21 protein-coding genes and 1 riboswitch are annotated in these 25116 nt (G+C 64.3%); of the genes, 11 read left to right on the top strand and 10 right to left on the bottom strand.

Features of this window, described 5'->3' with window-relative positions; translation table 11 throughout:
* Positions 1-24 precede the first annotated feature (24 nt).
* Genes cobJ through cobG form a run of 3 tightly spaced genes read right to left on the bottom strand, consistent with a single transcriptional unit; the run spans position 25 to position 3297 of the window.
* Entirely contained in the window at positions 25-1512 is a 1488-nt protein-coding gene (gene cobJ / locus P3G66_RS17915) for a precorrin-3B C(17)-methyltransferase (protein ID WP_029255380.1), read from the bottom strand.
* On the bottom strand, positions 1509-2135 hold the full coding sequence (locus P3G66_RS17910; protein WP_007729839.1) for a precorrin-8X methylmutase: 627 nt from the start codon (positions 2133-2135) through the stop codon (positions 1509-1511). The genes cobJ and P3G66_RS17910 overlap by 4 nt, the downstream gene beginning before the upstream one ends.
* Positions 2136-2154: 19 nt before the next feature.
* Positions 2155-3297 carry a precorrin-3B synthase gene (gene cobG / locus P3G66_RS17905; RefSeq protein ID WP_204855833.1) on the bottom strand — a complete coding sequence of 381 codons (1143 nt, stop codon included), beginning with the start codon at positions 3295-3297 and terminating at the stop codon, positions 2155-2157.
* A gap of 74 nt (positions 3298-3371) precedes the next feature.
* A riboswitch (cobalamin riboswitch) is annotated at positions 3372-3457 on the top strand.
* A 63-nt stretch (positions 3458-3520) separates the two neighbouring features.
* On the opposite strand from cobG, the gene P3G66_RS17900 reads away from it, so the two are divergent.
* Positions 3521-7141 (top strand): cobaltochelatase subunit CobN, encoded by a 3621-nt coding sequence (locus P3G66_RS17900; RefSeq protein WP_276116947.1) that lies wholly within the window; start codon positions 3521-3523, stop codon positions 7139-7141.
* 36 nt (positions 7142-7177) lie between these two features.
* On the opposite strand, the gene P3G66_RS17895 is transcribed toward P3G66_RS17900, so the two are convergent.
* Positions 7178-8833 (bottom strand): GMC oxidoreductase, encoded by a 1656-nt coding sequence (locus tag P3G66_RS17895; RefSeq protein WP_082845784.1) that lies wholly within the window; start codon positions 8831-8833, stop codon positions 7178-7180.
* Positions 8834-9036: 203 nt separating this feature from the next.
* On the opposite strand from P3G66_RS17895, the gene P3G66_RS17890 reads away from it, so the two are divergent.
* Positions 9037-9417 (top strand): PPOX class F420-dependent oxidoreductase, encoded by a 381-nt coding sequence (locus tag P3G66_RS17890; RefSeq protein ID WP_054188250.1) that lies wholly within the window; start codon positions 9037-9039, stop codon positions 9415-9417.
* A 7-nt stretch (positions 9418-9424) separates the two neighbouring features.
* Here the strand turns inward: P3G66_RS17890 and P3G66_RS17885 are convergent, their stop codons facing one another.
* Genes P3G66_RS17885 through P3G66_RS17870 form a run of 4 tightly spaced genes read right to left on the bottom strand, consistent with a single transcriptional unit; the run spans position 9425 to position 14003 of the window.
* A complete protein-coding gene (locus tag P3G66_RS17885) occupies positions 9425-10330 on the bottom strand; it encodes a TIGR01777 family oxidoreductase (protein ID WP_276116946.1) in 906 nt (301 codons plus the stop codon).
* Positions 10330-11688, bottom strand: a complete 1359-nt coding sequence (locus tag P3G66_RS17880) for a metallopeptidase TldD-related protein (RefSeq protein WP_075833200.1) — start codon at positions 11686-11688, stop codon at positions 10330-10332. The genes P3G66_RS17885 and P3G66_RS17880 overlap by 1 nt, the downstream gene beginning before the upstream one ends.
* The gene (locus P3G66_RS17875; protein ID WP_003944822.1) at positions 11685-13205 is read right to left on the bottom strand and encodes a TldD/PmbA family protein; all 1521 of its coding nucleotides are present in this window, start codon (positions 13203-13205) and stop codon (positions 11685-11687) included. The genes P3G66_RS17880 and P3G66_RS17875 overlap by 4 nt, the downstream gene beginning before the upstream one ends.
* A 30-nt stretch (positions 13206-13235) precedes the next feature.
* Positions 13236-14003: a TSUP family transporter gene (locus P3G66_RS17870; protein ID WP_030536361.1), complete on the bottom strand. Its 768-nt coding sequence runs from the start codon at positions 14001-14003 to the stop codon at positions 13236-13238.
* A gap of 38 nt (positions 14004-14041) precedes the next feature.
* Between P3G66_RS17870 and P3G66_RS17865 the strand changes: the two genes are divergently transcribed.
* A complete protein-coding gene (locus P3G66_RS17865) occupies positions 14042-15205 on the top strand; it encodes a sensor histidine kinase (RefSeq protein WP_276116945.1) in 1164 nt (387 codons plus the stop codon).
* A gap of 57 nt (positions 15206-15262) precedes the next feature.
* A complete protein-coding gene (locus P3G66_RS17860) occupies positions 15263-15922 on the top strand; it encodes a response regulator transcription factor (protein ID WP_003945024.1) in 660 nt (219 codons plus the stop codon).
* 37 nt (positions 15923-15959) lie between these two features.
* Here P3G66_RS17860 and P3G66_RS17855 read toward each other — a convergent pair whose 3' ends face one another.
* Positions 15960-16619, bottom strand: coding sequence for a hypothetical protein (locus P3G66_RS17855; protein ID WP_003944837.1), 660 nt, complete (start codon positions 16617-16619; stop codon positions 15960-15962).
* A 250-nt stretch (positions 16620-16869) separates the two neighbouring features.
* Here P3G66_RS17855 and P3G66_RS17850 point away from each other — a divergent pair, with 250 nt between their 5' ends.
* The 6 genes from P3G66_RS17850 to P3G66_RS17825 all read left to right on the top strand — a co-directional run bounded on the left by P3G66_RS17850 (position 16870) and on the right by P3G66_RS17825 (position 23571).
* Entirely contained in the window at positions 16870-17430 is a 561-nt protein-coding gene (locus tag P3G66_RS17850; RefSeq protein ID WP_003944915.1) for an FxsA family protein, read from the top strand.
* 12 nt (positions 17431-17442) lie between these two features.
* Positions 17443-19077, top strand: a complete 1635-nt coding sequence (locus P3G66_RS17845; protein WP_276116944.1) for an amidohydrolase — start codon at positions 17443-17445, stop codon at positions 19075-19077.
* A gap of 37 nt (positions 19078-19114) precedes the next feature.
* A complete protein-coding gene (lnt, locus tag P3G66_RS17840; protein WP_276116978.1) occupies positions 19115-20683 on the top strand; it encodes an apolipoprotein N-acyltransferase in 1569 nt (522 codons plus the stop codon).
* A 92-nt stretch (positions 20684-20775) separates the two neighbouring features.
* Entirely contained in the window at positions 20776-21606 is an 831-nt protein-coding gene (locus tag P3G66_RS17835; protein WP_007729819.1) for a hypothetical protein, read from the top strand.
* Between the two features lie 136 nt (positions 21607-21742).
* Positions 21743-22396: a hypothetical protein gene (locus P3G66_RS17830; RefSeq protein ID WP_276116943.1), complete on the top strand. Its 654-nt coding sequence runs from the start codon at positions 21743-21745 to the stop codon at positions 22394-22396.
* Positions 22393-23571: a PrsW family intramembrane metalloprotease gene (locus P3G66_RS17825; RefSeq protein ID WP_276116942.1), complete on the top strand. Its 1179-nt coding sequence runs from the start codon at positions 22393-22395 to the stop codon at positions 23569-23571. The genes P3G66_RS17830 and P3G66_RS17825 overlap by 4 nt, the downstream gene beginning before the upstream one ends.
* 429 nt (positions 23572-24000) lie before the next feature.
* Here the strand turns inward: P3G66_RS17825 and P3G66_RS17820 are convergent, their stop codons facing one another.
* On the bottom strand, positions 24001-24339 hold the full coding sequence (locus tag P3G66_RS17820; RefSeq protein WP_003944971.1) for an RNA polymerase-binding protein RbpA: 339 nt from the start codon (positions 24337-24339) through the stop codon (positions 24001-24003).
* Positions 24340-24528: 189 nt separating this feature from the next.
* Between P3G66_RS17820 and P3G66_RS17815 the strand changes: the two genes are divergently transcribed.
* Positions 24529-24885: a hypothetical protein gene (locus P3G66_RS17815; RefSeq protein ID WP_042450945.1), complete on the top strand. Its 357-nt coding sequence runs from the start codon at positions 24529-24531 to the stop codon at positions 24883-24885.
* Positions 24886-25116 lie beyond the last annotated feature (231 nt).

The following is a 25116-nucleotide window of genomic DNA, read 5'->3' as shown; positions in this document are numbered from 1 at the left end:
CGCCATGCTATCGCCGTGCGGCGTTCACTCCGGGTAGCGCCGCGGGGTGAACACCTGACGGCCCGAACCGGTTTCGACGACCGTCGTCATCGAGGAGCCGACGATCAGCAGAGTTCGCATGTCGATCTCGGAAGGCTCGAGCTCGCCGAGGGTCACGACGCGAACTGATTCCTCGGCACCGGCAACATCGCGGCCGATGACGACGGGAGTCTCGGGGGAGCGGTGCTCGAGCACGAGGTCCTTCATGGCTTGGACCTGCCACGTCCGGGACTTCGACGCCGGGTTGTAGACCGCAAATGCCATGTCCGCGGCTGCAACTGCCGAGATACGGCGCGCGACGACATCCCACGGCTTGAGGCGATCAGACAACGAGAGCACCGCGTAGTCGTGCCCGAGGGGAGCGCCGACGCGACTGGCGACAGCGTTTGCCGCCGTCATGCCGGGAAGGATGCGGACCGGCACCCCGCGCCACTGGTCTTCGGCGGCAACTTCGAGAACTGCTGCAGCCATGGCGAATACGCCGGGATCACCCGAGGAGACGACAGCTACACGGGCGCCGTTCTTCGCCAGGTCCAACGCCATCGCGGCGCGTTCCGCTTCGACGCGGTTGTCGCTGGAATGGCGACGCTGGCCCGGACGCGTCGGCACGCGATCGACGTACGGGCCGTAGCCGACGAGGTCGGTTGCCAACGAAAGCTCATGCGCCACTTCGGGTGTGGTCCAGGCGGTGTCGCCCGGCCCGAGTCCGACCACGACCACCTCGCCGCGAGACTCGGTCGCAGGTCGAGGGTTGTTCGACGGGCTCGGAACGATGGCGATCGAAAAGTACGGAACTCCGTCCGGGTCGACCTCGGCAGCGGATTCGACGCGTTGACGTGTGGTGCTCGCGCGCTCGACGTAGTGAGCTTCATCCAAGCGGCCGGAATCCTCGAGCGATTGGAGGACCGGTGGGAAGGTACGTCCGAGCTTGAGGATGGCCGCGGCGTCGGTTTCCTTGAGCCGCCTGGTCAGCTCGGCCTGCGGCAACGTTCCGGGCAGGATCGTGAGGATCTCTTCACCCTCGACCAGCGGCTTTCCGAGTGCAGCAGATGCCGCGCTGACGGAGGTGACGCCGGGAATCACTTCGGCGTCGAAGCGATCGGCCAGTCTCTTGTGCATGTGCATGTAGGAGCTGTAGAAGAGCGGATCGCCGGCGGCGAGCAACGCGACGGTTCGACCGGCCGCGAGGTGAACTGCCAGCCGTTCGGCAGCTGCTTCGTAGAACTCGTCCATCGCGCCCTGGTATCCGCCGGGATGATCAACGGTCTCGGTGGTCACGGGGTAGACGAGGTGTTCTTCGATCTGTCCTTCGCGCATGTACGGCGCTGCAACTCCGCGGGAGATGCTCTTGCCGTGCCGCGCGGAGTGGAACGCAACCACATCGGCCTCGCCGATGACGCGGGCGGCCTTGACGGTCACCAATTCGGGATCGCCGGGGCCGATACCGACACCCCAGAGCTTGCCTGCACTCATTCGACTTCGCTCGCAATCGCATTGACGACGGCGGCGGTGATCGCGCTGCCGCCGCGTCGGCCGCGGAGAACGAGATGATCGATCCCGCTGGCGTGTTCGATGAGGGCTTCCTTCGACTCGGCAGCGCCGATGAAGCCGACCGGACCTCCGACGATGGCGGCCGGACGGGGTGCGCCGGCTTCGATGAGGTTCAGGAGATGGAACAGTGCGGTGGGTGCGTTTCCGATCGCGACAACAGCGCCCTCGAGCTTGGCTCCCCACAGTTCGAGAGCAGCCGCCGAGCGAGTGTTGTCGATGGTCGACGCCAGCACGGGAACCCGCGGATCGCCGAGGGTGCAGATGACGTCGTTGCCGGCGGGCAGACGCTTGCGCGTGATGCCGGCAGCCACCATCTGGGCGTCGCAGAAGATCGGCGCGCCGTCGCGCAGAGCTGCGCGCGCAGCCGAGACGACACCGGGTGTGAAGGCGACGTCGTCGACGAGATCGACCTGGCCACTTGCATGAATCATGCGCACTACAGCTTGCGAGACATCCGCCGGGAAACGGCTCAGGTCGGCTTCGGCCCGAATGGTGGCAAAGGACTGGCGATAGATTTCCGCGCCGTCACGGATGTACTCGATCATGTGCCACACGATAGAGGCATCACCGATCGGGCGGATTCACCCGGTAACCGTCACCCGTCGCGATTACATCCGCTACGTCCCCGCGGGGACGTCCGCAGCTGCGGTCGCACCCGGCCCAGTGCTGGCGCCCGACAACCGGAAGTTCTGCCTGCTCGACCGCGGTGATCGCGTCGGCGCGCACATCGGCGAGCGACTTCTCGCATCCCGGACTTCCGGTGCAGGCGGTGACCTCGAGCCACGGTGAGTTCTCGTCGAAGATCAACCCCATGGGTGCCAGCACCCGGACTACCTGCTCGGCTGCCCATTCGTCGAGGTCGAAGATATGCACCGATCGCCACGGTGTCACGACGACGGGCTTGTCGACGGCTGCGAGGAACTCGGCCAGCCGAGCGTCGAGCAGCCCGAATCGCAGGCCGCCGCCCAGAGCTACGGTCCCGTCGCGCTGCTCGAGCCAGCCGATAGTGGGCCGCGCATCCGGCGTGAGGTCCGCCGCAACGGTGGACTCGGCGGTCAGACCCAGCTGCTCGAGGGTGCGTTCGATTCCGTCCGGAACCTCGGCCAGGCGCCAGTGCTTGTCGCGAACGTCGAGGAATGATCGAGCCGCCTCGAGGAGCAATTCGACGGCGTCGTCCGCCTGGACGAGATGAGTGGTGTGGTGACCGGCGAGCACCAGTGAATGCTCGGTGGCGCTGCGCGCATGGAGTCCGAAATCGCCCCGTAGCCCGGTGATGTCTCCGCGCCCGTCGTCGAGGGTGAACAGGGTTCGCCCTGGCAGATCTGCCAATGCTTGATCCGCTTGGATCGCCGAATCGAGACGGTGGACCAGTTCACGAATGTCGGCGACGCCCCCGATACGGCCGGACAGTGGGGACGCGAGGATGTTGCGCACTCGCTCGTGCGTCGCTGACGGCAGCAGACCGGCCGAAGCGATACGCGCCGCGAAGGCTTCGGGGTCCGAGACCGAGCGCAGTTGTACGTTGCCCCTCGAGGTGAGTTCCATCTGCCCGTTGCCCAGATCGCGCGCCGCGTCGGCGAGCGTCTGCAACTGGGTGGGGGTGAGGAGTCCGCCGGGTAGGCGCACGCGTGCCAGTGCGCCGTCGGCGGCGTGGTGAACTTGCAGTGCACCCGGGCACGCGTCTGGCTGTGAACGGTCCGTGGGCATGGCTCCAGGGTACGACCTGTCATGAGTGCCTTCTGCGGACCGGTAGCATCACCACCACCAGTGACGGCAGTTGAGGAAACCGGTGAAAGTCCGGTGCGGTCGCGCCACTGTGAGTGTTGCTCGAGCGGGACGTGTTTCCGCCCGGAAACACGAGTCAGACCCTCAACCGCCGTCGATGACAGATCTGTGCCACGGGGCGCGAAACCCCAGGAAGGCTTCACCCGTGATTCTTCTGCTCTCCACGTCCGACACCGATCTGCTGAGCGCCCGCGCCAGCCAGGAAGCCGGCGACGGAGTTTCCTACCGCTGGGCCAACCCCTCACGCTTGCTGGTCTCGGAGGACTTGCCGCCCTTGCTCGACGGCGTCGACCTCGTGATCGTTCGTATCCTCGGCAGCCGTCGCAGCTGGGAAGACGGCTTGGACATGGTCCTCGCCTCCGGACTTCCCGTAGTCGTTCTCGGCGGCGAGCACGCGCCGGACGCCGACCTCATGGAGTGCTCGACGGTTTCCGCCGGTGTTGCTGCCGAGGCGCACAACTACCTGGCCGAGGGTGGCGCACAGAATCTGGCACAGCTGCACCACTTCCTGTCCGACACCGTCCTGCTCACCGGCCACGGGTTCGAACCGCCGGCCCACCTGCCTTCCTGGGGCATCGCTGATTTCGCGCCCGATCTCGACTCGGCGAGCGGTCCGGTCATCGCAGTTCTGTACTACCGCGCCCAGCATTTGGCCGGAAACACCCGGTACATCCAGGCGTTGTGCGACGCGGTCGCCGAGGCCGGTGGCACCGCGCTGCCGATCTACTGCGCATCTCTGCGAACCGCAGAAGCCGAACTTCTGAGCACGCTCCGCCGCGCCGACGCCATGGTCGTGACAGTTCTTGCTGCCGGTGGCACGAAGCCCGCGACCGCGTCCGCCGGTGGCGACGACGAAGCCTGGGATGTCGCCGCACTCGCTGCGCTCGACGTCCCCATCCTGCAGGGCCTGTGCCTGACCAGTAGCCGCGCCACCTGGGACGAGAACGACGACGGACTGTCGCCTCTCGACGTCGCGACCCAGGTCGCGGTGCCGGAATTCGACGGCCGCATCATTACCGTCCCGTTCTCCTTCAAGGAAATCGACTCCGACGGACTGTCCACGTACGTCCCCGACGTCGAGCGCGCTGCCCGTGTCGCCGGGATCGCGGTCCGTCACGGCAAGCTGCGCCACATTCCCACCACCGAGCGTCGCGTTGCTCTGATGCTCTCGGCGTACCCGACCAAGCACGCCCGCATCGGCAACGCCGTCGGTCTCGATACTCCGGCGAGCGCAATCGACCTGCTCACCGAAATGCGTTCTGCCGGTTACGATCTCGGTCCGGTCGACGGTCCGGACGCAGTTCCCGGCCTGGCGGCGAAGGACGGCGACGCGCTGATCCATGCCCTGATCGCGGCCGGCGGACAGGATCCCGACTGGCTCACTGCCGAGCAGCTCGAGGGCAATCCGATCCGCATCTCGGCAGCGAAGTACCGCGAATGGTTCGCCACCCTGCCCGAGGAACTGCGCAGCGGTGTCGAAGAGCACTGGGGCGCAGCGCCCGGAGAGCTGTACGTCGACCGCTCGCAGGATCCCGACGGCGAAATTGTCATCGCGGCACTGCGATTCAACAACATCGTCCTCATGGTCCAGCCGCCGCGGGGATTCGGTGAAAAGCCCGTCGCGATCTACCACGACCCGGATCTGCCGCCGAGCCACCACTACCTCGCGGTCTACCGCTGGATCGCTGCAACACCGGACAACGGCGGATTCGGCGCCGACGCCGTTGTGCACCTCGGCAAGCACGGAAACCTCGAATGGTTGCCCGGCAAGACACTCGGCATGTCCAGCAACTGCGGTACCGACGCAGCCCTGGGCGACCTGCCGCTGATCTACCCGTTCCTCGTCAACGACCCGGGTGAAGGAACACAGGCAAAGCGTCGCGCCCACGCGACTCTCGTCGATCACCTGATCCCGCCGATGGCCCGCGCCGAAAGCTACGGCGACATCTCCCGCCTCGAGCAACTGCTCGACGAGCACTCCAATATCTCCGCACTCGACCCGTCCAAGCTCCCTGCCATTCGCCAGCAGATCTGGACGCTGATGCGGGCGGCCAAGATGGACCACGACCTCGGCCTCGCGGAGCGTCCCGAAGAAGACGTGTTCGACGACATGCTCCTGCACGTCGACGGTTGGCTGTGTGAGATCAAGGACGTCCAGATCCGCGACGGTCTGCACATTCTCGGCCGCGCACCCGAGGGCGACGCCGAAATCGAACTGGTCCTGGCCATGCTCCGTGCCCGTCAGATGTGGGGCGGCGAACAGAGTGTCCCTGGTCTGCGCGAAGCTCTCGGGCTCAGCGAAGACGGCGACGAGTCCCGCAACCGTGTCGACGACGTCGAGGAAAAGGCGCACGCTCTGGTTCGCGGCATGTACGACGCCGATTGGAACCCCGCTGCGGCAGAACAACTCAGCGACGACGAGACCGTCGTGAAGATCCTTCAGTTCGCCGCCACCGAAGTGGTTCCACGCCTCCGACAGACGAACAACGAGATCAAGCAGGTCCTGCACGCGCTCGACGGCGGCTTCATCGCCGCCGGCCCGAGTGGGTCACCGCTGCGCGGCCTGATCAACGTGCTTCCCACCGGTCGTAACTTCTACTCCGTCGATCCCAAGGCAGTTCCCTCACGACTTGCGTGGGAGACCGGTCAGGCGATGGCCGAGTCGCTCGCCGCTCGATATCTCGCCGATCACGGCGAGTACCCGCGCTCGGTGGGTCTGTCCGTGTGGGGTACCGCCGCCATGCGTACCTCCGGCGACGACATCGCCGAAGTGTTCGCGCTCCTCGGTGTTCGCCCTGTCTGGGACGAAGCAAGCCGACGTGTGGTCAACCTCGAAGTCATCGATCTCGAAGAGCTCGGCCGCCCGCGCATCGACGTCACCGTCCGCATCTCCGGATTCTTCCGTGATGCGTTCCCGCACGTGCTCGCACTGCTCGACGACGCTGTTCAGTTGGTCGCCGCATTGGACGAGACGGACGAGCAGAACTACGTGCGCGCCCACGCGCAGGCCGACCTTGCCGAGCACGGCGATGCCAGGCGTGCGACCACCCGCATCTTCGGTTCGAAGCCCGGAACTTACGGCGCCGGCCTGCTGCAACTCATCGACTCCAAGACCTGGCGCGGTGACGACGACCTCGCCGAGGTGTACACCAACTGGGGCGGCTTCGCGTACGGCCGTGGGCTCGACGGAATCCCGGCAGCCGACGACATGCGCAGTGCTTACCGTCGAATCAACGTGGCGGCCAAGAACACCGACACGCGTGAGCACGACATCGCCGATTCGGACGACTACTTCCAGTACCACGGCGGCATGGTTGCCACCGTGCGCGCGCTGACCGGAAAGTCGCCCGAGGCGTACATCGGCGACAGCACTCGGCCGGAATCGGTTCGCACACGCACACTTTCGGAAGAGACCGCACGTGTCTTCCGGGCGCGCGTGGTCAATCCCCGCTGGCTCGACGCGATGCGCCGTCACGGGTACAAGGGTGCGTTCGAGATGGCGGCCACGGTCGACTACCTCTTCGGGTACGACGCCACCACAAACGTGGTCGCGGACTGGATGTACGAAAAGCTCGCCGAGACCTACGTTCTGGACGAGCAGAACCAGAAGTTCATGACGCAGTCCAACCCGTGGGCCTTGCACGGAATCGCCGAGCGGCTCCTCGAAGCCGCCGAGCGCAACATGTGGGAGCACCCCGAGCAGAAGACACTCGACGGCTTGCGTCAGGTGTACCTCGAAACCGAAGGCGAACTCGAGGGGGAGTAAACCTCGATCACCGTCAGGTCCGGGCGCTGAAGTGCTTCAGCGTCCGGACTTGATGATCTGAGCGATGTTCCGCTCCGCCAGAGCAGTGATGGTCAGTGACGGATTGACGGTGCCGGTGCTGCCCGGAATGGCAGCGCCGTCCATCACGTATAGGCCGTCGTAGCCCTTGACTCGCCCGTAGCCGTCGGTGGCCTTGCCCAGAACCGCACCGCCGAGGGGATGCGCGGTGAACGAGGAATTGACGTCTTTCGCGAACGGCAGGGCGGACGGCAGCGTGGTGCCGGCGAAGGCCATCTTGTTCTGGACGGCGCGCAGGGCCTCGACGGTGGCGTCGTTGCCGTTCTTCGGCCAGTTCAGCACCACCCGATCGGAGCCGCCGTCGTAGGCGAAGTCGGCGCGCTGCGAGTCGAGGGTCATCCCCAAGGTTCCGAGCATGCCGATGTTGACGGGCAAGCCGGGGACATACCAATTCTCGAGGGAGAGCGGCATTCCCGACTCGTCGACGATGCGTGATGCCGACGGTGCGGCTTGCGCAGTGCCGTCACTGAAGCCGAACGAGCGCACCATCCCGGCGTCGCCGTTCGTTCCCCAGCCCTTACCGACGTGTTCGTTGAGGTTGGGCAGCGCGCCCGTCGCCTGGGCGCGTACCAGCAGTTCGGAGGTGCCGATCGAGCCGGCGCCGAGGAACAGACGGTCACAGGTAAGAGTCTTCCGGGCCAGAACGCCACCCGTCGGATCCGTCGATTCGACGTCGACGACGTAGCGTCCATCACGTTCGCGACTGATCGCGAGCACCTGATGTCCGTAACAGACGGTGGCTCGTCCGGTGGCTTCGGCGGCGGGAATGTAGTTCTGTGTGAGGTCGAACTTCGCGCCGTTGGAGTTACCCATGTTGCTGTCACCGACAGTGGCCGAGGCTCGGGTTCGGCCGTCGAGTTCTGAGCGCACCACGTCCCAGTTCCAGATCCCGTCGATCCGCTGCGGATCGAATCCGGCACGACGAGCGTCCTGATCCCAACGACGCGAGTGACCGAAGTTCGGGGTTTGGTAAATGTCTTCGGGCAACGGGCTCAGACGCAGCATCTGGCGCACTTTGGGGTACCAGGTGGACGCCATCTCGTCGTAGTCGAGGGAGTTGCCGAAGACTGCGTCGAAGAATCGGCGCTCGGGCGCGATCATCACGCCGGTGAAGATGATGGAACCACCGCCGACTGCAGCGCCGCGCCAGACCGAGATGTGTTGGTAGTCGGTGGCATCGAGGACGCCGCTGAAGTAGTCGCACGCCACGGGGAGTCCGGTGAGGTTGGTGAACGATGTTCGCCGGAAGACTCCGCGGCCGTCGGCCAGCATGTCGGAGGTGTGAATCTCCCGTTGCGGATCATGCGGCCACCGAAGTCCGCGTTCGAGGATGGTGATCTGGGTGCCGCTCTGCGCCAACCGGAGGGCGGTGGCGCTGGCGCCGAATCCGGACCCGATGACGATGGCTTCGGAATGCTCCGGGGGAGTAGGAGATGGTGCGAACAACTCGGGGACGAGCGCGCGGTAGTGATCAGCACCCATCGGGAGCGCCCGCAGTGGTGCGGGGGTGGCGTGGCTGGTCGACGTCGACATGAGCGGCGCCGCGGCTGCAACTGCCGCCCCCGCCCCGGCGGCTTTGAAAAAGTCACGACGCTGCATGTCACGGCGCTGCATGTGTAAGTTCGACTCCCCAGTTCGACGGTTTGCCTCAGAATAACTCGAGATGGAGTTCGGGGACGAAACGGCGTGTCCGACGTCATGAAGAACCGGATAAAACGTGCATAAGTGGCACTTCCTGGGTGGTACTGATCGGTCACCAGATAGTCGCGGAAACCTGTCGGTGTTCAGCGAGAGGCGCTCGCACCTATCCTCGAGGAGTGAACCCCGACTTCAAGCGCGTCTCCGAGGCCAAGTACGTCCTACTCACGACCTTCCGCAAGGACGGAACGCCGGTGGCGACTCCACTCTGGGCCGCGCCGGACGGCGACAAGCTCCTCATGTGGACCGTCACCGATTCCTACAAGGTCAAGCGCATCAGGCGAAACCCGTCGGTCACCGTCGCTGCGTGTGACGCTCGGGGAAATCCCAAGGGTGAACCGGTGGCCGCCGTCGCCGAGATCCTCGACGGACCGGGCACCGATCATGCTCGCGACGCGATAGCACGTCGGTACGGAATCCTCGGCTGGATCACCATGAAAGGCAGTCTCCTGCGCCGCGGCAAGACCGGAACGATCGGACTTGCCATCACTGCAGCCTGACCGCGCGTCAGTTGCCGAGCAGATCGTCCAACGCTGAATCGAACCGCGGATACGTGAAGGGGAAGCCTTTGTCCGCCAACACTTTCGATACGGCATGACGACCCGTCAGGCCCAGGGCAGCGTCGCTGCGAAGAAGGAACGCGCCGAATCTGACCATGAAAGCGGGCGTCGGCGGCGCAGGTGGCCGGTGAAGGTGCTTGCGCAGCCCGGCCATCAGTTCTGAGTTTCGGACGGGATCCGGAGCCGTCGCGATGACCACGCCCGAGGCAGCCGAATCGGGTTCGAGTGCCCAGCGCACTATCGACAGCCAGTCCTCGATGTGAATCCAACTGGTCCACTGCCTACCCGAGGCGACGCGTCCGCCCAGACCGAGACGCACGAGCAACAGCAGTCGCTCGAGCGCCGGTGTGCCCTTCTCCAACACGACACTGGTTCGCAGGATCACCACTCGTGACGCGTTTGCTCCCTCGACCGCTGCCTCCCAGTCCTTTGCGACGTCGGTCATCTGAGGTGGTCCGTCAGCGAGTGGGGAAGCCTCGTCGAGCCGGGTCTCTCCGGCGTCGCCGTAGATCGCGAGCGTGCTCGCCTGGATCCACACCGGAACAGGGTTCGCCAGTAATTTCGACGCTTCGACCAGCGCGCGGGTCGGATCGACTCGGGAACTGGTGAGTAGTGCGATGTTTGCCGGTGTGGGTCGGCGATCGACCAACTCGCCGGCCAGATTGATCACCGATGCGCCGTCGAGTTCTCCCGCCCAGTCGCCCACCGTGACGCCGTCCCACTGAACCTGCCTGTGCCTGCCGGGTTTCGGTGAGCGAGTCAGGACCACGACGTCATATCCGCGGTCCGCGAGATCGTCGCTGATTCGGCGGCCGAGAGCACCGGTGCCGCCGGCGATCACGACCTTCGCCATCACTGCGCCTGGCTGACCGAGGACATGTGGAAGTCGGGAATGCGCATCGGCGGCATGGCCGTGCGGGTGAACCAATCTTTCCACTCCCGAGGAAGCGTGATCTCGGTGCGTCCAGCCTCGGTGACCCGCCGCAGGAGATCGAGCGGACTCTCGTTGAAACGGAAGTTGTTGACGGCGCCGACGATCTTGCCGTCCTCGATCAAATACACCCCGTCACGGGTGAGTCCGGTCAACAGCAGCGTCGTCGGATCCACCTCACGGATGTACCAGAGGGTTGTGAGCAGTAGACCCTTCTCGGTACCTGCGATCATGTCCTCGATCGAGGTGTCGTCACCACCGGTCAGGATGAGATTGTCGCCGGGAACTGCGACAGGTCGACCGAATTCTCGTGCAGCGTGGCGCGGGTACGCCAGCGCATTGACGACGCCGTCTCGGACCCAGTCGACGGGTTCGATCTCCATACCGTTGTCGAACAGTGAGACGGATTCACTCGACGACGTCGTGATCACGAACGGCGCGGATTGCAAGCCCTCGGCGCCGGGGTCGGAGGTGAGTGTCAGTGGCAATCCGAGCTTCTCGCCGATCCGGGTACCACCGGTGGTGGACAGTGCGGTGTGGCCCTCTTCGGCGCCGCGACCCTCCATGGTCCACATCAGATAGATCATCAGGTCCGCCACAGCCGACGGCGGAAGAATTGTCTCGTAGCGGCCGGCAGGCAGACTGACGGAGTTACCCGCCCAGTCGAGTCGAGTGGTCAACTGCGACAAGAGCTTCGGTATCGAGATATCGCTGAAATCGACAGTTCCGGATCCGACCCAGGCACTTGCGTCGCCGCGCTTGCCGTTGATCTCCACGGAGCCGGTGGCCTGAGCCGTTCTACGTCGCACGCCCGTCGAAGTGCCGAGCCAGGTGGTGTGCAACTGGTGGTGAGCGAAGCCGAACAACTGGTCGCCGCCGTCGAAGGCCGTGGACAGGTCGGCAGCCAACGGCGCAAAGACACCGATGTCGGTCAGGGCGGCCGGCAGGTCCCAGTCGGTCTCTGCCGCCGACTGCGTGATCAGGTCGGACGCGTCGTCAGCCGGAGTGGCTGTGCGAGCAGCTGCCTCGCTTGCCTGTACGAGCGCGGAAATCTGCTCCGGATCGACACTGCTGGAACTGACAGTGCCCACCTTCGCGATGTCACCCTCGCGCACGATCGAGATCACCGTCCACGTCCGGGACAGCGAAACTCCGTTGGTGGTCATCGAATTGTTGGCCCACCGCAGCGACGCCTCACTCGCATCGGTCACGATCACCAACGATTCGTCTACCGTCCTCGCGGCCAATGCACGCTCGACGACCTGCTGCGGATCGATCACTGCTGAGCCTCCGAACGAGTGTTGAGGATGTTGACTCCGCGGAACAGAGCGGACGGGCAGCCGTGGCTGACCGCCGCAACCTGACCGGGTTGCGCCTTGCCGCAGTTGAATGCGCCTTGCAGACGCCAGGTCGACTCACCGCCAACGGCTTCCATCGAGCCCCAGAAATCCGTCGTCGTCGCCTGATACGCCACGTCGCGCACCTGACCGTCGAGCTTTCCGTCACGGATCTTGAAGAACCGCTGACCGGTGAACTGAAAGTTGTAGCGCTGCATGTCGATCGACCAGGACTTGTCGCCGACGACGTAGATGCCGTTCTCGACTCGCGAGATCAGGTCTGCAGTCGAGGTGTCCGTAGAAGGGTCGGGGGAGAGCGAGACGTTGGCCATTCGCTGGATGGGAACGTGATGTGCGGAGTCTGCGTACGAGCAACCGTTGGAACGCGTCAGCCCCAGCCTCGGCGCGAACACGCGGTCTAGTTGATACCCGACCAGTGTTCCCTCTGCCACCAGATCCCACCGTTGAGAGGCGACGCCGTCGTCGTCGAATCCGACGCTGGCCAGGCCGTGCTCTTCGTTACGATCGGCGGTCACGTGCATGAGTGGCGTTCCGTATTTCAGCGTTCCCAGCTTGTCCGGCGTCGCGAACGACGTACCGGCGTAGGCCGCTTCGTAGCCGATCGCCCGGTCGTATTCGGTGGCGTGTCCGATGGATTCGTGGATCGTGAGCCACAGATTGGTCGGATCGATCACGAGGTCGGTCGGACCCGCTTCGACGGTCGGTGCCTTGGTCTTCTCGGCCAGCCACTCCGGGATCTGCGCGAGCTCATCGCCCCAGTTCCATGTGCTCTCCGCCCCGAGGTACTCCCATCCGCGGCCTACCGGCGGCGCCAAGGTGCGCATCGATTCGAAGCTGCCGGCCGACTTGTCGACGGCGGTCGCCTCGAACTCGGGGTGCAGACGCACCCGTTGCTGGGTGATCGACGAACCGGCCAGATCCGCGTAGAAGGTCTGCTCCTTGACCTGGAGGACACTCGCCGTGACGTGATCCACGCCGTCGGCGGCTTGAAGCCGTCCGGAGTAGTCGACCAGCAGGCCTACCTTCTCGGCCGTCGGTGTCGCGAAGGGATCTTCGAGGTACGGCGACACCCACGTCGCGTCGGCGTAGACGGGCTCGTCGGCGAGGGTGACCGGATCCCGATTGAGCGAGCGCAATGCCTTCGCGACCTCGACCGCTTGGCGTGCCAGCGCAGCAGCGACATCGGGGGACACCTCGGCGTGCGAGGCGAATCCCCACGTGCCGTCGACGATCACACGGACGGCGACCCCGATCTCGTCTCCGTCGGACACCGCCTGAACTACGCCGTCGCGCAACCTGATCGACTGTGTGAGCACGCGGTGGACACGAACATCGGCGTGCTGGGCGCCGGCCGTTCTCGCTGCCGACAGCGCCGCATCAGCGACAGCTCGCAGCGGGAGGGCGAGGAAATCTGCATCGACATCTCGGGTGACGGTCACGCACACGACGCTAGCCGACGACCGCCGATCTCAGCCGAACTGCTGCCATCCGAGGCGAATCACCATGGCGATCACGACCACCAACAGCGTGATCCGCACGAATCCGGATCCCTTGCTCAGCGCCATCCGCGAACCGATGACCGCGCCGAGAACGTTGCACACCGCCATCGCCAAACCCAAACTCCACCAGACATGCCCGGTGACGGCGAAGTAGGCGAGCGCGCCGAAATTGGAACCGAGATTGATCACCTTCGCCATCGCTGCGCTCCGAACGAATTCGGTTCCGAGGAAGGTCGCGAAGCTGATGATGAGGAAGGTGCCGGTGCCGGGTCCGAGCAGACCGTCGTAGAGGCCGATGAGTCCGGCGGAGAGCAGCAGGACGAGGACGGTCTTGCGCTGCGTCGGACGATGGGTCGCGATCGTGGTGCCCAGCGTCGGACGCATGGTCACGAAGACGGCGACGGCGACGAGGACGACCATCACGATCGGAATGAAGTACTTCTTGTCGATCAGCGAAACGGCCGCCGCCCCGCACGCGGCCGTCACCGCAGCCAACGCGGCTGCCGGCGCCATCTGCCGCCACTCCATCGGGATTCGACGGGAGAACGTGTACACCGCAGCACTCGTCCCGGTGAATGCCGTCAATTTATTGGTGGCCAGTGCCGCCTGTGGGGTCAATTGGGGTGCGACCAGAAAGAGCGCCGGCAACAGAATCAATCCACCGCCGCCGACCACGGCGTCGACCCAACCCGCCGCCGTCGCTGCCGTCATCAGCAGTCCCCAATCAGCAATATCCACGGCGGTGACTCTTTCACAGCTGTGACACTCTTGAGCACATGCGGAGGTTCAGCCTGTGGCTGCGAGGAAAGCCGATGATCGCGGACAGCGCGCTGTCGCTCGTGTTCTTCGCGCTCGAGGTAGTCACGTTCGTCAGTTCGCCGCGTGAGGAGCGGTGGCCTCAGCTCGTCGTCGGATTTCTGATCTGCCTTCCCGTCGTGTGGCGTCGCAAATATCCGCGTGTGTCCGCTGCGTCCATTTTGTCGATGTCGTACTTCGCAACCTTGATGATGTGGGCGACCGGGGATCCGGCTGCGGAACATCCAGGCCTGTTGGCGCTCGGGGTCTCGCTCTACACACTCGTTGCGTATGTCGATCGACGCACCGGGGCGATTTTCGCGTGCTTCCTTGCCCTGGACATGACACTCTCGTTGCTCGTCATCCGCGAAGACGTGATCCTCACGATCATCATCGCGACCCTGCTCTATGCACTGGCCTGGATCACCGCCGAGTTCTTGAGCGCCCGCCGCGCCTACGACGAGGAAGTGGCCGCCAGACTTGAAGTGGCCGAATACGAACGGGATCGGCGTGCCGAGGATGCGGTGGCCACGGAAAGAACCCGAATCGCCCGCGAACTCCACGATGTCGTCGCCCACGCGGTCAGCGTGATGATCGTCCAGGCGGACGGCGCGTCGTATGCGGTCGATTCCAATCCCGCGTTGGCCAAGAAGGCGCTCGGCAACATCTCCAGCACCGGACGCGACGCCCTTGCCGAGCTTCGCCGGACCGTCTCGCTGCTGCGCACCGAGGTCAGTAGTGATGCGATGCCGCAACACGGAACTGCCGGCATCGCCAAGGTCGTCGAGATGATGCGGGCCGCTGGTCTCGGCGTGCGCCTCGAGCTGACCGGCGAGCTCGACGACGTCAGTCCATCGGTCAGCCTGGGCATTCATCGCCTCGTTCAGGAATCACTGACCAATGTCCTCCGCCACGCCGGCGCAAACCCGAAGGCCCGAGTCACCGTGCGCCGCACCGAGACCGCGGTACTACTCGAGGTCGTCGACAACGGAACGTCGAGCTCGACCTTCGCTCACGGTTCGGGCAACGGACTGGTCGGCATGCGTGAGCGGGTGGCCGTACTGCACGGGACACTCGAGACCGGACGACGCCCCGACGGCAGTTGGCGTGTGTACGCAGAGCTGCCGCTCGAGATCCACGATTGATACCGGCTCGCCGCAATCGCATTGGCACCGACGTCTCAGGCCCGATAGGTTTACGCCGTGCCCATCACCGTGCTGCTAGTCGACGACCAGGAACTCATGCGGATGGGCCTGAACATGGTGCTAGAAGCACATGAAGACATCTCGGTTATCGGTGAGGCCGGTGACGGAGCCGCGGCGGTCGCAGCGGCGGTGGCGCTGAAGCCTGACGTCGTGTTGATGGATGTGCGGATGCCGATTGTCGACGGGGTGAAAGCGACGGAGCAGATTCTTGCGTCCGGGATCGAATCCAGGGTCCTGGTGATGACGACGTTCGACCTGGACGAACACGCGCTCGGCGCCCTGCGTGCCGGAGCGAGTGGTTTTCTTCTCAAAGACACCCCGCCCGAGGACCTCGTGTCGGCTATCCGCAGCGTGGCAGCCGGTGACGCGGTTGTCTCCCCGAAGGTGACACGTCGTCTGCTGTCGAGGTTCATCGTGGACGGTCCGGCGCCCCGGCGCGATCCGGTGGTTCTCGACGTCCTGACCGAACGCGAACGCGAAGTCCTCGGACACGTGGCCACGGGACTGTCGAACATCGAGATCGCACAGCAGCTGTACCTGTCCGAATCGACGATCAAGTCGCACGTCGGACGCATTCTCACCAAACTCGATCTGCGTGATCGTGTGCAGGCTGTGGTGCTGGCCTACGAGACCGGACTGGTGACTCCGGGCGCGTAGGCCAGCCGTCTGTCAGGCAGCGAGCGTTTCGCTCTGCTCAAGCATCAAAAGCGCCCACTGTTGGCAGCACGATGCAGGTCTTCCCGTCTGCGTAATCGACATTGCCGAACAGAGCGGCAAACACCTTGCCGTCACCGGTGTCGACGACCTTCGAGAGCAACGGCGTATCGAGTACGGGCAACTTCTCGTCCAACGGGACGATGCCGCCCTTGAACGTGCCGACGTTGATCCAGGCAACACTCAACCCTGAGGTCTTGGGTATGCCGACGTAACCCGGGATTGCCTGGAAACGGAGATGGTCGGCCTCGACCCACGGCGGCAACGGGAAGTTCGGACCGGCCTGTGCGGAGCTGAGGGTGACGGTGACGGGTTCACCGGCCACGCCACACCCGACCGTCGGTGCGGGGTACATGAACGACTGCGGCTTGGTGACGCCGATGTCCGGGAGATCGAGAGCGGTCGTGATCTGATCAGCGCCTGCCGTGCCGATCAACTGCTGAACAGCAGCAGAGGCTTCGGGGGAGATGGCTGCGGCCTGCGCGATCAGTGCGGCAATTCCTTCGGGTACTACCGGTTCTGCGGCCGCGGTTCCCGCGCTGATCATCGCGCTGCCGGCGGTGAGTGCCACGACGGCGGCAGTGCCGGCGATGGCAGCGGGAATGCGTCGGGCGAGTGTCTTGCCGGGGAGTCGGCTCATGTCGGGCTCCTTCATTTCATGAGGCCGGGAAATGCGGCCCGAAGTGACTTGACCATGCGCAGAGTCTCAACGTCAACTTGAGGTTTAGAATCGTTAGCGGAGCGTTAGTTAACGCCAGGCAAGTCGCACGTGCGTGAGAGAAGGCCCGTGTGACTCACAGCACCCACCTGTTTTGCACCTCTGCGTCGTTGTCGGGAGAAAAACCGGCCCCTCGAGCGTTGAACGAATAGACCGTCTGAAAGGGGACGTCATGATCGCCGCCGTATTTCTCCTCTACGTGATCGTCGAGATCGCAGCCTTGGTCATCGTGGGCAACGCCATCGGTGTCGCCTGGACAGTGCTGCTGTTTCTCGCCGGATCGCTTGTCGGATTGATCCTCATGCGCTCGCAGTGGCGACGGGTCATGGACGGGTTCCGTAAGGCCACGCGGGGTGAGGGATCGCCGTCACTGGCGGTCGCCGACGGCGCCCTGGTCGCGGCGGGCTCCGCGTTGATGTTCGTACCCGGACTCGTGACTTCGGTTCTGGGCCTGCTGCTTCTGATTCCGCCGACCCGCTGGGCGCTGCGCCCGCTTGCAGTGCTCCTGGCAGGTAAGCGCGCAGCAGCATTTGCCGCCGGTGGTGACGCCTTCGCCGGAACCGTCGGCTACGCGGCGCGGATGCGCGGAAACGGCGAGGTGATCGACGGCGAGATCATCGTCGAGACACCCGAAACCACCGAGTACGTCGCCAGCAACGGCAAGGAACTGGTGCTCGAGGGTGAGATTCTGGACACGGATACACCCACCCGTTCGCGGGGGCCGCAGTACTAACAGGCAGACTGGGTGCTCGTGACTACTCGTCTGCTGGTCAACGGCCGGATCTACAGTTCATTTGCACCTGACGCGACCTCGATCGCCATCACCGACGGCACCGTCGTGTGGGTCGGCGACGAGCGCGCCGGACGGGCGTTGCACCCCGCCGCGGAGATCGAAGACCTGGGTGGTGCGTTTGTCACTCCCGGGTTCGTCGACACCCACGTCCACATCACCGCACTGGGACTCAATCTCGTCGGCCTCGATCTCGTGGGCGCGAACTCTCTGGACGAATGTCTCGCGCGAGTACGAACATTCGCAGCCGCGAACCCCGAAACTGCCCATCCCGACGCAGTCATCTGGGGACACGGTTGGGACGACACCGAGTGGGCCGAGCAGACCCCGCCGTCGACCGCAGATCTCGATGCGGCCGCCCCTGGCCGCAAGGTGTATCTCTCGCGGATCGACGTTCACTCGGCCGCGTGCTCGAGCGCATTGCGCGACGGGATCTCCGGCCTCACCGACACGGCTGGATACTCAGCCGAAGGCCCGTTGACGTTCGACGCACACCACCTGGCGCGCAATGCCGCTCGGAATCTGCTGACGGAAACTCAGCGCGCTTCTGCTCGTACCGCTGCGCTCGATCTCTGCGCATCACGCGGAATCGTGGCCGTTCACGAGTGCGGGGGACCGGACATCTCGGGATTGACCGATTTCCAGGAACTGTTGGCCCACGATCACGGCGTGGAGGTTCGGGGCTACTGGGGTGAGCGTGTCGACAGCGAAGAGGATGCTCGCGCGCTCCTCGACAAAACCGGAGCAGACGGACTCGGCGGGGATCTCTTCATCGACGGCTCGCTCGGTTCGCATACCGCGTGGTTGCTCGAACCCTATGCAGACCAACCTGATTCGACGGGCAATGCCTACCTCGACGTCGACGCGATCGCCGCACACATCCGGGCCTGTACCCTCGCGGGCGTCCAGGCCGGGTTCCATGCCATCGGTGACGGCGCCGTCTCGTCGGCAGCTGCCGCGTTCCGCAGGGTCGCCGACGAACTGGGTGGCCCCAGGGTCGCCGCGTTGGGTCACCGCCTCGAGCACGCGGAAATGATGTCCATGGCCGACGCGGAAACCTTTGCCGCCTTGGGTGTCATCGCTAGCGTCCAACCGGTGTTCGACGCACTGTGGGGTGGCGCCGACGGTCTGTACGCCACGCGCCTGGGAGTAGAGCGCGCAGCAGCGTTGAATCCGTTTGCACCTGCTGCCGGTAAGGGTGTCTCGCTCGCATTCAGCTCCGACGCCCCAGTCACCCCCATCGAGCCGTGGGCGATGCTGCGCGCCGCTGTCCAGCACCGCACCGACGGAAGTGGAATCTCGCCGCGTGCGGCCTTCTCCGCGGCAACTCGCGGCGCCTGGCGCGCGGGCGGAGTGCGGGACGGCGCCGCGGGAACCCTCAATCCGGGCGCACCGGCCTCCTACGTGTTGTGGGAGGCAGGCGAACTCGAAGTGAGCGCACCCGCCGACTCGGTTCAGCGATGGTCTACCGATCCGCGCTCGCGCGTACCCGCTCTGCCGAGGCTGGCGGAAGATGCGCCGATTCCGGTCTGCATCAAGTCGGTGCATCGCGGACGCGTCGTCTATCAGCGCGGCTCGTCGAGTGAGTGAGGCCGGCGCAGAGGCGTCTGTCGGTGATCGCTCCCGTGTGAGCGCTGTGCTCACCGGTTCCGCATGGCTACGCTCGCTGTACGCGGCCGCAGGTGGATTCCTGATCTTCGCAGGGTTCCCACCCCGCCCGCTGTGGTTCTTGGCGCCCGTCGGGATCGCTCTTCTGACGTGTGTGTTGACGAACTTCGGGCGCGGCGGACTGCGCCTTCGTGCCGGCTTCGGTTACGGATACTTGGCTGGTCTCGGATTTCTGGTGCCGTTGCTTCCGTGGATCGGTGTGTTCGTAGGTGCGGTCCCGTGGATCGCGTTGGCCGCGGTGGAGTCGTTGTTCATCGGACTGTTCGGGCTGCTTGCGGTTCTGGTGGCGAGGTTGCCATGGGCACCCTTGTGGATTGCTGCGACCTGGACGCTCACCGAGTGGCTTCGTTCCAGCGTTCCTTTCGGCGGATTTCCTTGGGGCAGGCTCGCATTCGGTCAATCCGAAGGGTGGCTCCTCCCTCTTGCGAGTGTCGGCGGTGCGCCGCTGCTCAGCTTCGCGGTGGCCCTGACCGGTACCGGCTTGGCAGCAGTTGCAGTCGCTGTCGCGGCCAAACGATGGGACCGAGGATTCTTCGGAGCTGTTGCCGCTGCCCTCGTGCCCGTGATCATTGCTCTCGTGGTGTCGCCGTTCTTGTCCACCATGGATTCCGGTGATCGAACGATCACCGTCGCCGCCATTCAGGGAAGCGTTCCGAGGTTGGGCTTGGACTTCAACTCGCAACGCAAGCAGGTCCTCGACAACCATGTCGCCGAAACCGTGAAACTTGCTGCCGAGGTGGACGCGGGCCGCGTCGATCAGCCTGACGTCGTGATCTGGCCGGAGAACGCCTCGGACATCGACCCCCTGCGAAACGCCGATGCCGCTGCCGACATCACCCGGGCCTCCGAAGCGATCGGAGCGCCGATTCTTGTCGGCACCGTACTCGTGAACGCCGATCGTACGACCACCAATTCGGTGATCGTGTGGGACGGCGCCAACGGTCCTCAGGAACAGCACGACAAGAAGATCATTCAGCCGTTCGGCGAATACCTGCCCTACCGAAGCTTCTTCCGGAACTTCTCCTCGTACGCCGATCGCGCGGGCAATTTCGTTCCCGGCGAGGGCAACGGCGTTGTCCGTGCAGCGGGGGTACCCATCGGTGTCGCGACTTGTTACGAGGTAGCGTTCGACCGGGCGTTCCAGGAATCGGTGCGCAACGGTGCACAGTTGCTGGCGGTACCGACCAACAACGCCACTTTCGGGGACACCGAGATGACCTATCAGCAGCTGGCAATGTCGCGTGTGCGGGCAGTCGAGCACGGCCGCGCCGTCGTTGTCGCCGCAACCAGTGGTGTCAGCGCCATCATCGCTCCCGACGGTGCGGTGACTTCGCAAACCGACCTGTTCGTGCCGGCGGCCCTGGTGGCGAAGGTGCCGCTCTCGACCAGCTCCACCCTTGCCAGCCGAGTAGGTCCGGTGCCGGAGATCGTGCTCAGCATCATCGCGGTCGGCGCGATTGCCATGGCAGTGCTGGCCCGGCGCCGAGATCAGGCTGAGCACTCACCCGAGGAGACTGCGGCAATCTGAGCCGAGCATCGGATATTAGGGCTGCCGATGTTCCGAGGAGCGCCTACGCGGGTACTCGCTGTGCCACCCGTTCCTGTGTAAGGCGGCTTCTTGTGACCGAGCCTGAGAAAACCGAGCCAGACAAGTCCGAGCCCCGGGATGCAGTTCACAAAACCAGTGTCGTCGACGCGGTTCTGCAGTCACCGCTCGCCGGCCTGTCACCGTGGATCTTGCTGTCCTTGCTCTCCGGGCCGGGAAGGTTCGAGGAATCCGCGGCCGCAGCCCTCGGGTTGTCGCTGCTGATCTTGGCGGCCAGTCACCGGCGCGGCGGCACCGTGAAGCTGTTGGAGGTCTTCGACGTCGTGTTCTTCGGCGTTCTGGCGGCCATCGGCCTCCTCGCGTCGGCGAACACGATTCGGTGGTTCGAACTCTGGGGAGGCGAACTGACCAACATCGCGCTGGTGGTCTTTGCCTTCGGATCGATCCTGCTCCGCAATCCTTTCACTCTGCAGTACGCGAAAGAGTCGACGCCCGAAGAGTATTGGGCGACGCCTCTGTTTCTGCACATCAACTACGTCATTACGGCGGTGTGGGCGCTCGCCTTCACCTGGTCGGCCGTAGTGGGCCTGTTCGGAGACGCACTGCTGCACGACGGTGACAACTTCTGGACCGGATGGATTCTGCAGTTGCTCGGAACCTTCTTCGCGATCTCCTTCACCGAGTGGTACCCCGAGTATGCGCCGAACAAGGCCGCTCAGGCTCAGGGCCTCGAAACCGAACCACCGCAGTCGATTTTCAGGCTGTTCGACTTTTTGCCGGTGTTCGTAGCCGTGACCGGCATCGCGGGGTTGGTGACCGACTCCGTTTCCGTGACCGCAGGCGTCACGTTGATTCTGGTCGGCGTGTTCGGACATCTGGCGATGCGACGGTTCACCGTCGACTAGGAGCTCTCGGTGATCTCGCGCCTACGGGAACTTGGTGCACGATCGTCTCGATGACCGGCAGGTGCCGGCTGATGCACGGAACTTGTCCGTTTCTGCGATAGTCAGTGCACCTGCCGTGCAATGGAAACGAGGGAAATTGAGCGTTATTTCGAATACTGCCCACAAGCACGAGCCCCTACACGGAAGACGTCCACCAGCGGATCACCGCTTCCTCGGATTCGACACACGAGTCTTCCCACACGCCCTCGCGATCTTGGCGGTGTGGATGCTCTGGACCGTGATCGTGCCCGCCATCGATTCCGCTGTCTCCTCCGAAGATCCAACCGGCGCCGGAGACCGGATGGCTGTGACCGAAACGGTCTCCTTCGCCGCACCTGCGGGCTGGAATGTCGACAGCGGTTTCCGAACCGACCAACATGGCGCGTCCGATTCGCTCCCACGTGTGACGTTGACCGATGGCACCGTCACCGTGAGCGTCGACGCCGACACATTCAGTGGAACTGCCGACGAGCTCCTCTCCCAAACAGATGCCGTGAGTCTTGCGACGAACGGCAGTTCCGTGCTTGCGGTCTCCGGTGCGCGCCAGCCGATCAGCACCGACGGGGGTCTGAGCGGCGTCCAGGTCAGCTTTGACACTCCGCGGTCCGCCGGATCGGTGACCACATTCGTCGTCGACGGCAAGGGAATTCGGGTACAGGTAGTCGGCCCACCCGATCAGATCGCCGCCCGCAGTCGAGAAATCACCGACATGATCGCCTCTATCGGCACACACGAGGGAGACACCAAGTGAGCACCGATCTCCTCGAAACCCGCTCCCGCGCATTCGATACGACGGCCTGGGGCGAGAAATTTCACTTCTTCCAGCCACGCAACGTCGTGTTCTGGATATACCTGTGGATGTGCGGATTCGGCCTCGTCAAAGGCTGGCAGATGTTTGCTCCCTTCGCCGGATACTTCGGGCGCGCACTCCTCGTTGCCGGCATCGTCGGCGTCATCAGCGCCGCGGTCTGGACATGGTGGTTCCGGCACATCGACCGCTACGAACGCCAACCCGTAGGACTAGTGGTCACCGGCTTCATCTGGGGCGCCACCGCAGCAACGTTCACTATCGCAGTACCCGCGAACGGAGCAGTCGGTTCGCTCTACTCGAAGATTTTCGGGCAGGTATGGGCTCAGGACTGGCATGCGGGCCTCTCTGCACCCTTCGTGGAGGAAACCGCCAAAGGCATCGGCATCGTAGTCCTCCTCGCGCTTGCACCACGCCTGGTGCGCACCGCAACCGACGGCCTGCTCCTCGGTGCTTTCATCGGCTTGGGATTTCAGACCAGCGAAGACTTTCTGTACTCGATTGCCGGCGCAACACAGGGCTTCGGCGCCCACCAAACCGACGGCCTGCTCGGTTCCATCGCCACCCGCACCTACTCCGACATCGTCTCTCATCCCCTCTTCACCGCCCTTTTCTGCGCCGGCGTGATCTATCTGATCGGCACCCCGGCCCAGCCCCGGCGGATCGGACGCGGATTGGCGTTGATCGTGGCACCCATCCTGATCCACGGCGTGTGGGATTCCATGCTCGCGATCGCCGGCGGCAGCAGTTCGCTCGTGTTCGTCATCATGATCGGCGACATCGTCTTCGCGTTCACTGCCTTGTGGATCGCGTTCGTCTGGGCGCACCCACGTGAATCCCACTTCGTCCGTGACATTCTCGCCCCGGAAATCGAGTCCGGCGTCCTGACCGACGCCGAGGTGACAGCCGCCGGCGGATGGCGACAACAACGCACTTACGCGAAAGCCGCACCCACTCGCGCCGAACGTCGCCAACGACGACATATCGTTCGTGCCGCGCTGGATCTGTGCAGCGACCTAGCTGTCAGCAAGGGCGACGACAGCCCCCAGGTCGTCGAATCACGCAACGAAATCACCCGCCTCCGCCAAGGAACCGCGGCACAGAGCATCACTCGGTGACCGGGAAGTAGCGGAAGAACCGTTCAGCACCGCAAATCATTCACCCACACCCCAGTCGGCCGGGTTGCTTGCCATCGTCACTTGGCAAGCAACCCGGCCGAGTGACTGAGCTACCAGTTCACTCCGTATCGAAGTTTGGTGTACCGAAGTTTGGTGTGTCGCGGGGTGGGGGATACAGCTCACACTGGTGCACGACGCAGTGTCGATGGTTCTCCAGCGCAAGTCCAGGATTTGCGCACTGTCGGCCCGCGAGTGCGCCTGGATGCTGAATGACGTTGCCCTGAAGTGTCTTTGAGGACCGCGAAGCATCCTGAAGTTGCCACGTCGAAGAAGGGCCGAAGTATGACGTCGACTTGTGAACGATCACTCCCCGAAGAACGAGAAAGACCGCCCGGTGTAGAACCGGACGGTCTTGATCGAAGTGCTAGTTCATGCGCCGCGACGCTTGGCCTTCAGCAAATCGAGACGCTCTTTGAGGAGCTCTTCGAGTTCCTCGACCGAGCGACGCTCGAGCAGCATGTCCCAGTGGGTGCGGGGAGGCTTGACCTTCTTGGCTTCGGGAGCAGTCCCCTCCATGAGGGTGCCTTCGAGGCCGTTTCGGCACAACCAGGTGCCGGGGATCTCGGCTTCGTCCGCGAACGGGATGTCGAAGATCTCGCCGTTCTCGCACTTGTACTTGGCCATACGACGGGGCGCGAGGTCATGGTCACGGTCGGTCTCGTAGCTCACAGCTCCGAGTCGGCTACCTCGAAGTACGCGATCTGCCATGGTGGTGTCCTCTCTTCGTTCGTCACCGCTGGTGGGCGCCCTGACTTGGGGAGTAGACGCTCACACTCATCTACAACGCCACGAGCACCCGATTGGTTCCCGTGTGGCGAGAAGACGCAACCTCTCCATCTTACCGGGTACCGTGCGCGTTCATCGAAGGCGTCCGAATCTCGAGTACAGTGTCGATTCATGGCTGAGAGCACACGCGTCGGATCACCGCAGTCTGCGCGTTCGGGAAACCCGTGTGTGTGGTGTGGTCGAGAGGTCGCGGTGACCGGTGTCGGTCGTCGACGCCGGTACTGCAGCCAGTCTTGTCGACAGCGTGCGTACGAGCAGCGCAATGCCGTCAAGGGCACGTCGATCCCGGCTGACGCCGTCATCTTGACCGCAGTCGAAGCGGTCGAACTCGTGGATCGGATGTTCGAGGTCCGATGCGCTGCCGAAGATGTGGCGACAGCAGTTGCCGAGGGCGCAGAGAGTTCAGAGCTCACACAGTTGTGTGAACGGTTGACCGAACTTGCCCGCGAAGCCGAACGTTTCCGGTAGAGCAGGTGTGGGCAACCGGTTTCTAGCCTTGCGTCGAGCACTGCAACACTGCGGTGCTCCTGACGCCTGACGACGACAAATTTTGATCCTGAGTTCGGACCTTCGGGGAGGTTCGGACTTCGAAGCGACCCTTCGTCGAGGTCGATGACCTTCGGCTGCGCTCTCGCAGGATCGCCACATGGTTTCCACTCGATATCGAGGCGGTGCGATGTTTCTCTTCAATCCCCGAGC

It is taken from the genome of Rhodococcus sp. C3V, from assembly GCF_029269915.1.
Lineage (GTDB): Bacteria > Actinomycetota > Actinomycetes > Mycobacteriales > Mycobacteriaceae > Rhodococcus_F > Rhodococcus_F qingshengii.
This window is presented reverse-complemented; position numbering and strand designations above follow the sequence as displayed.

Coding starts and splice junctions, on each gene's coding strand:
- P3G66_RS17865 (WP_276116945.1), top strand. CDS start 14,042: ATGCGGAGGTTCAGCCTGTGGCTGCGAGGAAAGCCGATGATCGCGGAC.
- P3G66_RS17910 (WP_007729839.1), bottom strand. CDS start 2,135: ATGATCGAGTACATCCGTGACGGCGCGGAAATCTATCGCCAGTCCTTT.
- P3G66_RS17815 (WP_042450945.1), top strand. CDS start 24,529: ATGGCTGAGAGCACACGCGTCGGATCACCGCAGTCTGCGCGTTCGGGA.
- P3G66_RS17855 (WP_003944837.1), bottom strand. CDS start 16,619: ATGAGCCGACTCCCCGGCAAGACACTCGCCCGACGCATTCCCGCTGCC.
- cobG (WP_204855833.1), bottom strand. CDS start 3,297: ATGCCCACGGACCGTTCACAGCCAGACGCGTGCCCGGGTGCACTGCAA.
- P3G66_RS17895 (WP_082845784.1), bottom strand. CDS start 8,833: ATGCAGCGCCGTGACATGCAGCGTCGTGACTTTTTCAAAGCCGCCGGG.
- P3G66_RS17820 (WP_003944971.1), bottom strand. CDS start 24,339: ATGGCAGATCGCGTACTTCGAGGTAGCCGACTCGGAGCTGTGAGCTAC.
- P3G66_RS17885 (WP_276116946.1), bottom strand. CDS start 10,330: ATGGCGAAGGTCGTGATCGCCGGCGGCACCGGTGCTCTCGGCCGCCGA.
- P3G66_RS17850 (WP_003944915.1), top strand. CDS start 16,870: ATGATCGCCGCCGTATTTCTCCTCTACGTGATCGTCGAGATCGCAGCC.
- cobJ (WP_029255380.1), bottom strand. CDS start 1,512: ATGAGTGCAGGCAAGCTCTGGGGTGTCGGTATCGGCCCCGGCGATCCC.